Source organism: Pseudomonas sp. FW300-N2A2, assembly GCF_017351735.1.
GTDB classification, from domain to species: Bacteria; Pseudomonadota; Gammaproteobacteria; order Pseudomonadales; family Pseudomonadaceae; genus Aquipseudomonas; species Aquipseudomonas migulae.
Genome location: NZ_JACNDU010000010.1, coordinates 14,218 through 28,242 on the forward strand (window position 1 = coordinate 14,218; position 14,025 = coordinate 28,242).

Annotated in this window: 8 protein-coding genes; all 8 read left to right on the forward strand. The window is 61.8% G+C overall.

Translation table 11 applies throughout. The features are described from left to right. The first annotated feature begins 421 nt into the window (after positions 1-421). Genes bcsQ through J4E42_RS15130 form a run of 8 tightly spaced genes read left to right on the forward strand, consistent with a single transcriptional unit; the run spans position 422 to position 14,018 of the window. The gene (bcsQ, locus tag J4E42_RS15095) at positions 422-1,561 is read left to right on the forward strand and encodes a cellulose biosynthesis protein BcsQ (RefSeq protein ID WP_207285540.1); all 1,140 of its coding nucleotides are present in this window, start codon (positions 422-424) and stop codon (positions 1,559-1,561) included. Then, complete coding sequence (bcsA, locus tag J4E42_RS15100) at positions 1,558-3,780, forward strand: UDP-forming cellulose synthase catalytic subunit (protein WP_207285541.1); 2,223 nt, start codon at positions 1,558-1,560, stop codon at positions 3,778-3,780. The genes bcsQ and bcsA overlap by 4 nt, the downstream gene beginning before the upstream one ends. Further along, positions 3,780-6,053 carry a cellulose biosynthesis cyclic di-GMP-binding regulatory protein BcsB gene (bcsB, locus tag J4E42_RS15105; RefSeq protein WP_207285542.1) on the forward strand — a complete coding sequence of 758 codons (2,274 nt, stop codon included), beginning with the start codon at positions 3,780-3,782 and terminating at the stop codon, positions 6,051-6,053. Before bcsA ends, bcsB begins: the two co-directional genes overlap by 1 nt. Continuing rightward, positions 6,053-7,288: a cellulose synthase complex periplasmic endoglucanase BcsZ gene (gene bcsZ, locus J4E42_RS15110; RefSeq protein ID WP_207285543.1), complete on the forward strand. Its 1,236-nt coding sequence runs from the start codon at positions 6,053-6,055 to the stop codon at positions 7,286-7,288. Before bcsB ends, bcsZ begins: the two co-directional genes overlap by 1 nt. Continuing rightward, a complete protein-coding gene (locus J4E42_RS15115) occupies positions 7,264-11,241 on the forward strand; it encodes a cellulose biosynthesis protein BcsC (RefSeq protein WP_207285544.1) in 3,978 nt (1,325 codons plus the stop codon). The genes bcsZ and J4E42_RS15115 overlap by 25 nt, the downstream gene beginning before the upstream one ends. Positions 11,242-11,295: 54 nt before the next feature. Next, complete coding sequence (locus tag J4E42_RS15120) at positions 11,296-11,919, forward strand: SGNH/GDSL hydrolase family protein (RefSeq protein ID WP_207285608.1); 624 nt, start codon at positions 11,296-11,298, stop codon at positions 11,917-11,919. Beyond that, positions 11,916-12,584 (forward strand): alginate O-acetyltransferase AlgF, encoded by a 669-nt coding sequence (locus J4E42_RS15125; protein ID WP_207285545.1) that lies wholly within the window; start codon positions 11,916-11,918, stop codon positions 12,582-12,584. The genes J4E42_RS15120 and J4E42_RS15125 overlap by 4 nt, the downstream gene beginning before the upstream one ends. An 18-nt stretch (positions 12,585-12,602) precedes the next feature. Beyond that, entirely contained in the window at positions 12,603-14,018 is a 1,416-nt protein-coding gene (locus J4E42_RS15130; RefSeq protein WP_192226622.1) for an MBOAT family protein, read from the forward strand. Positions 14,019-14,025 lie beyond the last annotated feature (7 nt).

A 14,025-nucleotide genomic window follows, 5' to 3' on the forward strand; every position in this document is an offset into this window, starting at 1 on the left:
GCAAAACATGCTTATGAACTAAGTAACTAATTGATTTAAAAGATATATACGAAACAACTAAACGTCTGTTCGTTAATTGCCAGGGTAAATGGTCCGCTTATTGCTCCGTTGTTACTTGTGTTCGTGATGTTGTCAGCGACTGAATGAGCCTGCCATTCGGCGCCAAAATGAGCGGCCGTTCAGGCTTGAGTGGATAATCGCGCGCCGTCCGGTCGAGCCGTTTTTTCGGTGAATGCATGCATAGATCTGCAGCCAAAAAAACAGCGCCAAGTCAAAAAAATGGCGATTAAAAAATAATTTTGATCGCGATTAAGTATTACGCTAGTGTAGTTCAAAATATTGACGATATCATTTTAGTGGCTCACCTCGACGGACCGTCACGAGCTTCGTGTTCTATCTCAGTAAGCGCCTCGGGCAGTCTATGAATCGTACAGACGATATATCGAACCTGTTCAACAGGTTCGGGGCAAGTGCGGACAGCTATCTCGAATTCGATAGCCATTTTGACTACAAAGAAAAGCCGTTGGCGCTGGTGCCGACTACGCCTGTGTCCGTGGTGATTGAAGCCCCTCAGGCCGCTATTGAGGTGGTTGAAGCCGCACCGGTCGAGCGCGCGCTCCATGACGAGGCTGAACTGCCGCCCGTCAAAATCCCCCAGGTTGCTGCGCCGCTTCGCCATTTACTGGCCGAGGTCGCGCTGGCGCGTCAGGCAGAAGCGCAGGCACGCAACGAAGAGGCGCTGCGCCAGGTGCTGCCTCATGGCCGTCCGAGCAAAACCAAGGCGCATGTCATCGCGTTGATATCGGGCAAGGGCGGTGTTGGCAAAAGCACCCTGGCCTCGGCGCTGGCCACCCTGTTGCGGGTTGAGCACGGTCAGACGCTGGCCATCGACCTCGATCCGCAAAATGCCTTGCAGCATCACCTGGGTGCCGAGCCGGATGTAGCGGGCATGGCCAACGCCAGCCTGCAGGGTGAAAACTGGAATTCACTGCTGTTGGCCGGGCCGGCAGGCTCATTGTTGCTGCCTTATGGTGCGGTCACTGAAGATGAGCGCCGGACGCTGGAACGCTATCTGGAAAACGATCGATTCTGGCTGGCCCGTCAGCTGGCGAACATGGCGCTGGGCGAAAACGACGTGGTGATTCTCGACACACCACCGGGTCGTACGGCTTACCTGGACCAGGCCTTGATGGTGGCTGATCAGGTGCTGGTGGTGGTGACCGCCGACGCCGCGTGCTTCCTGACACTGGACCCGATGCAGCGCTTGCTCGACGAACGCAAGGCCCGGGGGCAGGCTCCGCAGTGCAATTACTTGATCAATCAGTTCGACGCCTCCCGAGCGTTTTGCCGGGATATGCAAGAGGTGCTCAAGCGCCGTCTCGGTAATGATCTGCTGGGGGCCGTGGCGCTGGATCACAGCATCGGTGAGGCGTTGGCGTACGGTCAAAACCCATTGCTGGAACCGGGCTTTTCCCCGGCCTGCCGAGACATGCGAGTCCTGAGTGACACGCTCAAGGTGCAATTGAAATCGATGGATATCGCGGAGTCGTACGCTTCGTGATTACAGCCTCAGCTCCCGATACCGAAGCCCTGACGCGATCGCAGCGTTGGGCGCAGGCGCTGTCCGAACGCGTGGACAGTTTGCCCAAGGCATTGCGTCGAGCGTTGATCCTCGGCGTCACGCTGATGTGCGCGCTGATGGCTGTTTTTATCATCACGGTGCCGTTCGATCTGTATTCGCAGTGCTTCTTTGCGGCGGGTTGCTTCGCCACCGCGTTGGTGCTGCGCAAGATTCCGGGGCGCCTGACGGTGATGGTGCTGATCGGTTTGTCACTGACGGCATCCCTGCGCTACCTGTACTGGCGGCTGACGTCCACCCTCGGTTTCGAAGGCTGGCTGGACATGCTGTTTGGCTACGGCCTGGTCATGGCCGAGCTGTACGCGATGATCGTGCTGGTGTTCGGTTACATCCAGACCGCCTGGCCACTGCGCCGCAAACCGATATTGATGAGCGGCCCGCCCAGTGAATGGCCGACGGTCGATGTGTTCATCCCGTCGTATAACGAAACACTGGATATCGTCAAAGTCACGATCTTCGCCGCTCAGGCCATCGACTGGCCTCGCGACAAGCTGCGCGTGCATGTTCTCGATGACGGGCGCCGCGAAGACTTCCGCGAGTTCTGCGGGCAGATCGGCGTCAACTACATCGTTCGTGACAACAACCGCCACGCCAAGGCAGGCAACCTCAATGAAGCGTTGAAGGTCACCAGTGGCGAGTTCGTGGCGATTTTCGACGCCGACCACGTGCCCACGCGCTCTTTCCTGCAGGTGAGTATCGGCTGGTTCCTCAAGGACCCGAAGCTGGCGATGCTGCAAACGCCGCACTTCTTTTTCTCCCCTGACCCGTTCGAAAAAAACCTCGACACCTTCCGTTCCGTGCCGAACGAAGGCGAGCTTTTCTACGGCCTCGTACAGGACGGCAACGACCTGTGGAACGCGACCTTCTTCTGCGGTTCCTGTGCCGTCATCCGCCGTGAACCGTTGCTGGAAGTTGGTGGCGTGGCCGTCGAGACCGTGACCGAAGACGCCCACACGGCGCTCAAACTCAACCGTGCTGGCTACAACACTGCGTACCTGGCCATTCCTCAGGCGGCGGGCCTGGCGACGGAAAGCCTGTCGCGCCACATCAGCCAGCGGATTCGCTGGGCACGGGGCATGGCGCAAATTTTTCGCACCGATAACCCGCTGTTCGGCAAAGGCCTCAGCCTGGGCCAGCGTCTGTGCTATGTGAACGCGATGCTGCACTTTTTCTATGGTTTGCCGCGTCTGGCGTTCCTCACCGCGCCGCTGGCCTTTCTGATTTTCGACGCGCGGATCTACCACGCTTCGGCCTTGATGATTACCGCTTATGTGCTGCCGCACATCCTTCACGCCAGCCTGACCAACTCCAGTATTCAGGGGCGGTTCCGCCATTCGTTCTGGAACGAGGTCTACGAGACGGTACTGGCCTGGTACATCATGGGCCCGGTGCTGATGGCGCTGGTCAATCCCAAGTTCGGCGGCTTCAACGTGACCGACAAGGGCGGGATCATCGACAAGAAGTACTTCGAATGGAAGCTGGCGCGCCCCTACATCATCCTGCTGAGTTTGAACGTCGTCGGCATGATCATCGGTGTGGTGAAGCTGATGGAGGGCGCGGACGATGCGGCGACCACGATCCTGATCAACCTGGCCTGGACCGTTTACAACATCATCATCACCAGCGCCTCGGTGGCGGTGGCCAGTGAAACCCGGCAGATGCGTTCCGAGCCGCGGGTTGCGGCGGCGTTGCCGATGCGCCTGACCCGTGCCGACGGCAGTGTCATCGAAGGCACCACTCTCGATTTCTCGCAAAAAGGCCTGGGCTTCCGTTTGCCTGACGGGGTGACGGTTCCCCAGGGCGAGCGGGTGCAGATCTCGCTGTTTCGCAATCAACACCTGAGCGTGTTCCCGGCGGTGATTGTGTTCAGTCGCGGCACCGTTTTGGGCGCGCAGTTCGATCAGTTGACGCTGCGCCAGCAAAGCGAACTGGTGCGCCTGACCTTCTCGCGCGCCGACACCTGGGCGTCGACCTGGGGCAGCGGTCAGGTCGACACGCCGTTGGTGGCGTTGCGTGACGTCAGTGCCATTGGCCTGCGCGGTATCTACGAACTCTTCAAGGCCACGGTCCTGGAAGCGCGGGCCTGGCTGCGCAACCGTCGTCCACCCCCACCCCTCTTAGAAAACGTTCTGGACAAGTGATGAACTCGAAGTCTTTCGCTGTCGGTAACCTGCGCGGCGTTCGCCGTGTTCTGGCTCGTGCGACCTGCACCTTGCTGGCGTTGGGGAGTGGTGTCGCGGCGTTCGCCGAAACGGTGCCGGCGACCAGTGCCACGGCAGGTGCCGGCAACTACAGCCTGACGCTCAAGCAGCTGGGCCGGAATTATCCGATGACCCTGCGCGGCGTCGAGTCCGCCGACAGCGTCAACTTCGACGTGCGCGCCGATGCGATCGTGACCGGCGCACACCTGACGTTGCAATACACCTATTCCCCTGCGCTGCTGGCCGACCTTTCGCAGATCAACGTGATGGTCAACGATGAGGTGGCTGCCAGCCTGCCATTGCCCAAGGAAAACGCCGGGGCGATGCAAAAACAGGTGGTGGAGATTCCCGCTCACCTGATCACCGAGTTCAACCGTTTGAGCCTGCAGTTCGTCGGCCACTATTCGATGAGTTGCGAAGACCCGCAGCACTCCAGCCTGTGGGCCAGGATCAGCAACAACAGTCAGCTCGACATTCAAGTGTCGCCACTGACCTTGCCGGACGATCTGGCGATCCTGCCGTTGCCGTTTTTCGACCGTCGGGATGCGCGTCAGCTGAGCTTGCCGTTTGTGTTTGCCGCTGCGCCAGACAACAGCACCCTGGAAGCCGCCGGCGCACTGTCGTCGTGGTTCGGCGCCCAGGCCAGCTATCGCGGCGCGGTGTTTTCCTCGCGCTTCAACCAACTGCCGGCCAGCGGCAATGCCGTGGTGCTGCTCAGTGGTCCTGATGCGCTGCAACTCGGTGGTTTGACGCTGCCGGCGGCGACAGGGCCGACCCTGACGCTGATGAGCAATCCCAACGATGCGAACGGCAAATTGCTGGTGATCACCGGTCGCGACGGGGCGGAACTCAAGCGCGCCGCGACGGCGTTGGTGCTGGGCAGTCAGGCGTTGTCGGGCAGCCGCGTGGTGATCGACCATCTCGACAACGTGCAGCCACGCAAGCCGTACGATGCACCGAACTGGTTGCCCACCGATCGTCCGGTCAAGCTGGGTGAGTTGATTGCGGCCAAGCAATTGAATGTCGCCGGCTACAACCCCGGCGAGATCACCGTGCCGCTGAATTTCCCGCCGGACCTGTTCACCTGGCGCGACGAAGGCGCACCGCTGGACCTCAAATACCGCTACACCCCGCAGGAGAAATCCTCCAACTCGTCGTTCATTGTCAGCTTCAACGACGGGCTGATTCAGTCTCGCAATCTGCCGTCCCAGGACAAACTCGACAGCGGTGTGCTCAGCGCGCTGAAGACCAACGACAGCCTGGCCCGCGAAGTTCGTGTGCGCCTGCCGTTGAACTCGGTCGCCCTGCAATCGCGCCTGCAACTGCGCTACATGTTCGATTACATCAAACAGGGCGAGTGCGGCGACATCATCATCGACAACATGCGCGGCAGCGTGGACCCGGAATCGACCCTGGACCTGCGCGGCTACGACCACTTCATGGCCATGCCCAACCTCGGCGTGTTCAAGGATGCAGGCTTCCCGTTCACCCGTTTGGCCGACCTGTCGCAAACCGCCGTGGTGCTGCCGGACAACGCCGGGGCTACTGACCTGGATGCCTACCTCACGGTGCTCGGACGGTTTGGCCAGTCCACCGGTTACCCGGCCACCGGTGTACAGGTGACGCAAGCGGCGCAGGTCGCGACGGCTGCCGACAAGGATCTGCTGGTGTTGGCGTCCGGTGCCAACCAGCCGTTGCTGACCCAGTGGGCCGACCGTCTGCCGGCGGCCGGGAATGACGGTAAGCAACGTTTCGAACTGTCCGACTTGCCCATGCGCGTACGGGATTGGTTCAGCCCCGACCCGGATGCCAACCAGCGCAAGGCGCGGCTGGCCATGGCGTTTTCCGGTGGGCAGCGCAGCACGTACCTGACCGGTTTCGAGTCGCCGCTGAAGAGCGGTCGCAGCGTCGTGGTGATTGCCAGCGACCGGCCGGAAGGCCTCACCGAAGCGACCAAAGCCTTGGTCGGTGGCGAAGAGTACACCCAGTCGATCCAGGGCAGCCTGGTGGTGGTTCGCGGCAAATCCATCGAGGCGCTGGTGGCGGACGAGCAGTACTACGTCGGCGAACTCGGGCCGTTCAAGTACGTGCAATGGATGTTGTCGCGGCATGTGGGCTGGATGTTTGCGCTGACCGGGCTGGCCATCGTGCTGCTCAGTGGTCTGGCGTACGTGTCGCTGCGTGCCCGCGCCAAACGACGTCTTGAGGTGTGATGAGCGTGCCCGCCTTCGCCCGTAAACGCCCGTGCCGTGCCGCCGTGATCGCGTTGTCGACGCTGCTGCTGGCATGGCTGCTGCCCGCCACCGCCCAGGCGCAACGTTGCGAGGCATCGACCTGGCCGTTGTGGCAGACGTTCGTCGAGCACTTTGTGCAACCCGACGGGCGTGTGCTGGACGCCAGCACGCCGCAACGTCACAGCTCGTCTGAAGGTCAGTCGTATGCCATGTTCTTCGCCCTGGTGGCGAATGACCGGGTCACCTTTGACAAGCTGTGGCGCTGGAGTCAGGACAACCTCGCCCAGGGCGATATCAAGAACAATCTGCCGGGTTGGTTCTGGGGCCTGGACGAGCAGGGCCAATGGCGCCTGCTGGACAGCAATTCGGCGTCAGACGCCGATCTCTGGTTCGCCTACGCGTTGCTCGAAGCCGGGAGGCTTTGGCAGAGCGACGCCTACACCCAGGCGGCGCGCCAGATCCTGCACAACGTCGCCACCCAGGAGGTCGAGGACCTGCCGGGGCTTGGCAAAATGCTGATGCCGGGAAAATTCGGATTTATCAAACCCGACCTCAACAAGCCTGAGCTGTGGCAGCTCAACCCCAGCTATCTGCCGATTCCGGTGCTGCGCCGATTCGCCGACATCGATCGCAACGGACCGTGGGCGGAAATCGCCACGAACACCGCGACCCTGATCAAGGCCGTCAGCTACAAAGGCTTCGTTGCCGATTGGGTCAGTTATCGCCGCACCGGGCCGGGCAAGGGCGAGTTCATCGTCGACCCCATCAAGGGTGAATTGGGCAGTTACGATGCGATCCGCACGTACCTGTGGGCGGGCGTGATGCCCGTCAAGGACCCGCTGCGCAAACCGCTGCTCGGCAGCCTGGGCGGCATGCTCGCCGCCACGCTCGCCGACGGTGTGCCGCCGGAGAAAGTCCAGGTGCTCAGCGGTCAGCACAGCGGTGCCGGCCCGTTCGGTTTTTCCGCCGCGCTGCTGCCGTATTTCAAAGCACTGGGCAATCCGTCGCTGCAACAGCAACAGGCCTTGCGCGTGCAGCAACTGATGGCCCAGACCCTGACCCCCGAAGCGGTCCAGGCAAAGCAGCCACCCTATTACTTTTTTGTACTGAGCCTGTTTTCGCTGGGCTACATGGACAACCGCTACCACTTCCTCGATCACGGGAAGTTGCAACCGATGTGGGAGAAGCAATGCCAGCGCGCCGTCACGCCATAGCCTTCGGGGTTTTCGCCGCCCTGATCCACAGCAGCAGCTTTGCCGAGCTCAATGGTGCCGGCAAGGCGCTGCTGCAACAGGGGCAATACTGGCAGGCACAAGGTGACCAGGTCCGGGCCACCGAAGCCTGGAAAAAACTGCTGCTGATCGATCCGCAGCAAGCCGATGCGATTTACGGTCTGGGCTTGCTGGAGCTCAAGGCCAACCGTCCTGCGGGTGCCAATCGCTACCTGGATCAGCTCAAGCAATCCCATCCCGGCGAATCGCAAACGTTGTTGCTGGAACAGGCCATCGCCTTGCAGAGCGGCAACAATCTCGATCAGTTGGAGCAGGCGCGCCTGCTGGCAACGGCGGGCGAACTGGACAAGGCCATGCCGATTTATCGGCAGATTTTCGCGGGCAAGGCACCTCAAGGGGAGCTGGGCCTGGAGTTCTACAACTACCTCGGTTACTCGACCGGTGGCTGGGCCGAGTCGCGCCAGGGCCTGGAGCGTTTGCTGCAACAAAGCCCGGACAACGCCAAGATCAAACTGGTGTTGGCCAAGCTGCTGCTGCGTAACGAAGCGACACGTACCGACGGTATTCGTCGCTTGGGTCAGCTGTCGACCTTGCCCGAGCTGGGCGGTGAGGCTACTGAAAGTTGGCGCGAGGGTCTGGTGTGGCTGGGTTCGCCACGAGCGGCGGAGATCCCGCTGTTCGAGGAGTATCTCAAGGCCAATCCGGATGACGCCGAGATTCGCACGCAAATGAACAGCCGTGGCACGGCCGCCGTGGCTGCCCAGCAGAATCCGAACCTGGCACGCGGTTTCAAGGCGCTTCAGGACAACCAGCTGAATGTCGCCGAGCAAGCCTTTCTGGCACGACTCAAAGAACAAGCGCAGGACGCCGACGCGTTGGGCGGCCTGGGGATCGTTCGTCAGCGTCAGGGCCGCTTGAGCGATGCCAATGAACTGCTAAAGCGTGCCGCCGGCCGTGGCGGCAACCCGCGCTGGCAAGCGGCGCTGGAGAGCAATCGCTACTGGGATCTGCTGGGCCAGGCTGACAAGGCCAAATCCGACCATGACCTGGTGCGGGCGCGCAGCCTGTTGCAACAGGCCATCGCCAGCAAGCCGCGACAAGTCGAAGGCTATGTCGCTTTGGGTGGTGTGCAAGCGGAGCAGAACCAGTTGGACAATGCCGAGGCGAGCTATCGTCAGGCACTGACCCTGGACAATGACAACCCTGCGGCCCTGCTGGGGCTGATCACCGTGCTGGCGCAAAACGGTCAGGCCAGCCAAGGGTTGCGAATGATCGAAGGGCTGAACCCGGCCCAGCAAAAACGCCTTGGCGATTTGCGGCCATTGCGTGCCGCCGTCGCGGTCGGCCAGGCGAAAAATGCCGAGCGCAGCGGCGACCTCAACGGCGCGATTGCCGCGCAACAGGAAGCCGTGCGCAACGACCCGCAGAATGTCTGGACGCGCTATGACCTGGCGCGTCTGTACGTGCAAGCGAAGGCCCCGGACAAAGCCCGACAGACCATGGCGGAGCTTCTTAAGGCCGATCCGCAGCGTGTTGATGCGTTGTACGTCAGCGCGCTGCTACTGAGCCAGTTGGGCGAGTGGTCGAGCGCGCAAAGCACGCTGGATCGCATCCCGGTGAGCCAGCGCAGCACGGCGATGCAACAACTGGCCAACGAGGTTCAAGTGCAATCCCTGGCCAGCCAGGCCTCGACCCTGGCCAAACAAGGTGACCGCAGCCAGGCCATCACCTTGCTGCGTCGTGCCGAACTGGCCGCCAACGGCAAACCCGAATCATTGGGCATGCTGGCTTCGGCGTACGTCGATGCCGGTGATACCGAACACGCGTTGTCGATGCTGCGCAACGCCATGGCACAAAGCAGCACACCGTCGGCGTCGCTGCGCCTGGCGTACGCCGGCGTGCTGCTGAAGACCGGTGACGACGTGCAGGTCAATCAGATCCTGCACGAGCTGCAAAGCCAGCCATTGGCGGCGGCGGATCAGCGCAGTTACGACCAATTGTTGTACCTCTACACCGTGCGTCAGGCCGATTTGTTGCGGGAAAAGGGCGACCTCGTGGCGGCCTACGACACGCTCGCGCCGGCCTTGGCTCAGCGTCCGAATGACCCCTTGGCGGTTGGCGCGCTGGCGCGCATGTACCTGGCCAACAACAACGCCAAAAAAGCCATCGAGCTGTATCAACCGCTGCTCGACCAGGCACCGAATGATCCGCAGCTGCAGATCGGCATGGCCCAGGCCTTGAATCAGTCCGGCGATTATCGCGGCGCCGAGAAAGCCATGGACAAGGCGCTGGAACTGGCACCGAACGATGCGCCGATCCTCGCCACCGCCGCCAGTCTGTATCGCGCCCAAGGCAAGAACGCCAAGGCCGCACAGCTGTATGCGCGCGCCCTGGCACTGCAAGCGCCGAGCAAGGAAGACGCCAATCCGTTTGCCGGGACCGTGGCTGCCAACCCGTTCGTGGGCAAGGCCGGCCAGCGCAGTCAATCGCGGCTGGCCGAGGCTACGCTGTCGCAAATTCCGGCGCCTGCACAGGTGCAAGTTGCGCAGGCTGCGGATGAGGCCGAGCCGGCCCTATCGAATGCCCTGGCGAGCAATGGCAGCGCTGGCGCTTACGCTGTGCAACCCGCGCGGGCCCCAGCCAAGCCGACGGACCCGCAGGCAGAAGCCCGCCAGGCGATGCAAAGTGCGCTGGACCAGATTGATCAGGAACGCAGCCCGCGTGTCACTCAAGGCGTGACCATCCGCAGCAATGACAGCGAGTCGGGCCTGAGCAAAATCACCGACGTCGAAACGCCGCTGGAAATCAGTGTGCCGCTGGGTGATGACCGTCTGGCGCTGCGCGTTACGCCGGTGTCGCTGAACGCCGGTGGCATCAGTGATCCTGCCAAGTCGCGCTTCGGTGGTTTCAATGAGCAGCAGATGGCCGCGTTGCAAGCCCAGTTGGCGAACAACACGAACCCGGTCCAGACCGATTTTCTGCGTAATCAGATCAGCGGCCCGATCGGGCGCCAAAAGGACACGGGTGTCGGCCTGGCCGTGGCTTACGAGAACCCGTCGCTGGGGCTGAAAACCGATCTGGGCGCAAGCCCCATGGGTTTCCTCTACAGCACCGTGGTCGGTGGTATCAGCATTGATCGCTCGTTCACCGAAGGCAGCGATTTCCGCTACGGCCTGAGTCTGTCGCGGCGCCCGGTGACCGACAGCCTGGTGTCTTTCGCCGGTGCGCGAGACGCCCGCAGCGGTCTGGAATGGGGCGGCGTCACCGCCAATGGCGGGCGTTTGCAGCTCAGCTATGACAATGGCGATTACGGCGTCTATGGCTACGGTGGCCTGCACAAACTGGTGGGCAACCACGTCGAATCCAACAGCCGTGCCGAGGCCGGCACCGGTGTCTACTGGTACTTGCTCAATGACGACAGCCGTCAGCTGACCGCCGGCCTGAGCCTCACCGGCATCAGCTACGACAAGAACCAGGGCAACTTCACCTATGGCAACGGCGGTTACTTCAGCCCGCAAAACTTCTTTTCCATCGGCGTGCCGATCGGCTGGTCGCAACGCACCGATCGCTTGAGTTACTCGATCAAGGGCTCGGTCGGCGTACAGCACATCGAGCAGGATGCGACGCCGTACTTCCCGAACGACAACGACATGCAAAGCGTGCTGAGTCAGGTTTCGCAGCAGTACGCCACGGCCGGGATCATTGTGCCGACCCAGTACTCGGGACAGAACAAGACAGGCGTCGGCTACAACCTGAATGCAGCCGCCGAGTACCGTTTTGGCGACAACGTCTTCCTGGGCGGCAGCTTCGGCCTGGACAACGCCCAGGACTACAAGCAATTCACCGGTGGTTTGTACCTGCGGTACATGTTTGAAGACTTCACCGGTCGCATGGCGATGCCGGTCAGCCCTTACCGTTCCCCTTATTCGAATTAAGCAGCAGGAGTTTGCACCGTGGCAGTATCGATTCTGGCAGGCATGACCATTTTGATGATTGGCGACAGCCACCTGGCAACGCCTGACTATCTGATTTCCTCCCTGCACGACAGCCTGGTTGCCCAGGGTGCGACCGTGCATACCTTGGGTATTTGCGGCGCCAATGCCGGTGACTGGCTCAAAGCCACGCCGGGCACCTGCGGTGGTGCCGAGCGCCGTGGCACGGAAAAAACCGTGGTGCTGGGCGGCAAAGCCGCGACCTTGCCGATCAGCCAGTTGCTGGCCACCGACAAACCGGACCTGGTGCTGATTGTCATGGGTGACACCATGGCCAGCTACACCAAACCGGCGTTCCCGAAAGCCTGGTTGTGGCAGCAGACCACTGCGCTGACCAAGGAAATCGCGGCCAACGGCACCCGTTGCGCGTGGGTCGGCCCGAACTGGGGCACCGAAGGCGGCAAGTACGGCAAGACGTTTGCCCGGGTCGAGATGACCTCCAAGTTCCTCGCCGCCAACGTGGCGCCGTGCAGCTACATCGACTCGCTGCAGTTCTCCAAGCCGGGCCAATGGGCCACGGTGGACGGTCAGCATTTGACCGCGCCGGGCTACAAAACCTGGAGTGCTGACATCAGCAAGGCTCTGCTGGAAGCCCCGGCCGTCAAGGAAGCCAAGAAATGATCAAGCTGTTCGCGGCGCTCGCGGCCGTCCCGGTGTTGTCGATCAGTACCCTGGCCCACGCCGAAGTGGCGCTGTACCCCACCGGCCCGGCCGAAGATTCGGCGTTCATCCGCTTCGTCAACACCGGCACCGCGCCGCTGGACGTGATCGCTCAGGCCGGCCAACCGCCGCTGCGTCTTGAAGTGGCCGCACCGGTATCGTTGTTTTTCCCGGTGCAGGCCAGCAGTCCGATCAAGGGCAGCCTGGTCAGCGGTGCGCAAAAACTGGCCATGGATTTGAAAGTCGAGCCCGGTGAATTCGCGACCGTGCTGGTGTTGCCGGACGGTGCAGGCATCAAGCAAGTGGCGGTGCGCGAGCAGCCGGACGACTTCAACGGCCTGAAAGCGTCGCTGGCGTTCTTCAACGTCGACGCTTCGTGCGCCGATGCTAGTCTGCGTCCTGCCGGGCGTACCGCCGACCTGTTCAAAGCGGTGCCGGTCGACAGCTTGCAACGTCGCTCGATCAACCCGGTGAGCCTGTCGGTGCAACTGGTGTGCGCCAACGCCAACGTCGGCGGGCCGCTGGATCTGGGGGAACTCAAAGCGGGTGAGCGCTACAGCGTGCTGCTGGTGCCGTCGCCCGCAGGACCGCGTCTGTTGAACGCCACGGACTCGTTGTCCCACTGATCGGATCTCTGCGCCACCATGGTCTTCGCCTCATTAGAGTTCCTGACATTGTTTTTGCCAGCGTTTCTGCTGGTCTACGCTTTGGGCCGACCGGCCTGGCGCAATGTCATCCTGTTGCTCGGCAGTTGGCTGTTCTACGGCTGGCTGAGCCCGTTGTTCCTGACGCTGCATATCGTGCTGACGATTGTGGCGTGGGTGGGCGGCCTGCTGGTGGCCCGCGCACCGGACGGCTCCCGTGGGCGAGTGCGGCTGTTGATCGCGTTGATCGTGTTCAACACAGCGGTGTTGTGCTGGTACAAATACGCCAACATCCTCGCAGGGACCTGGAGTGAGCTGATCACGTATTACGGGGCGATGCCGCTGGAATGGCAGCGGGTGGCGCTACCGGCGGGCCTGTCGTTCATCGTGCTGCAGGCGATTTCCTATCTGGTGGACGTGCATCGGCATACCGTGCCGGTGGAGCGCAGTTTCATCAATTACGCCACGTACATTTCCATGTTCGGCCACTCCATTGCCGGCCCGATCATTCGTTATGACTGGGTGCGCCGAGAGCTGACGCAGCGGTATTTCAGTTGGCAGAATTTCTCCCTCGGTGCACGTCGATTCATGATCGGCATGTGCATGAAAGTGCTGGTGGCCGACACGTTGTCGCCGCTGGTGGATGTCGCGTTCCACCTGGAAAACCCGTCCTTTGTCGACGCCTGGATTGGTTGCCTGGCCTACTCGCTGCAACTGTTTTTCGACTTCGCCGGCTACAGTGCCATGGCCATCGGCCTGGGCCTGATGCTGGGCTTTCACTTCCCGGAAAACTTCAACCGGCCGTACTTGGCCAGCAGCATCCAGGACTTCTGGCGGCGCTGGCATCTGTCGCTGTCGAGTTGGCTGCGCGACTACCTGTACATCGCCCTTGGCGGCAACCGCAACGGTGCGTGGAAGACTTATCGCAACCTGTTCCTGACCATGGCCATCGCCGGTTTGTGGCACGGCGGCGATAGCTGGAATTACCTGTTGTGGGGTTCGGCGCATGGGGTCGCATTGTGCGTTGACCGCCTCTGGTCCCGTTCCCGTTTGCCGAACATTCCACCGTTGCTCTCGCACAGCCTGACGCTGTTGTTCGTGTTCCTCGCCTGGACGCTGTTCCGCGCGCCGGATTTCCATTCGGCGATGACAATGTATGCCGGGCAGTTTGGCCTGCATGGCTTTGCGTTGGGTGATGCGCTGGCGGTGACCCTGCGCCCGGTGCATGGGCTGGCAGCGTTGCTCGGCGTGGTGTGCATCCTCGCGCCGCTCCTGCAAAGCCGTGTCGAGCAGCGGTTCGCCCGTCACGCCTTGTTCGTTCCGGTCACGGCTCTGTGGCCGGTGGCGGGGTTCCTGCTTTCGTTTGCGTTGATCGCGAGCCGTGAAGCCGTACCCTTTCTGTACTTTCAGTTCTGATGGCCGC

Bases quoted from the DNA above. Each gene is read 5' to 3' on its own strand.
- J4E42_RS15130 (WP_192226622.1), top strand. From the start codon at position 12,603: ATGGTCTTCGCCTCATTAGAGTTCCTGACATTGTTTTTGCCAGCGTTT.
- bcsQ (WP_207285540.1), top strand. From the start codon at position 422: ATGAATCGTACAGACGATATATCGAACCTGTTCAACAGGTTCGGGGCA.
- J4E42_RS15125 (WP_207285545.1), top strand. From the start codon at position 11,916: ATGATCAAGCTGTTCGCGGCGCTCGCGGCCGTCCCGGTGTTGTCGATC.
- bcsB (WP_207285542.1), top strand. From the start codon at position 3,780: ATGAACTCGAAGTCTTTCGCTGTCGGTAACCTGCGCGGCGTTCGCCGT.
- bcsZ (WP_207285543.1), top strand. From the start codon at position 6,053: ATGAGCGTGCCCGCCTTCGCCCGTAAACGCCCGTGCCGTGCCGCCGTG.
- J4E42_RS15120 (WP_207285608.1), top strand. From the start codon at position 11,296: ATGATTGGCGACAGCCACCTGGCAACGCCTGACTATCTGATTTCCTCC.
- J4E42_RS15115 (WP_207285544.1), top strand. From the start codon at position 7,264: ATGCCAGCGCGCCGTCACGCCATAGCCTTCGGGGTTTTCGCCGCCCTG.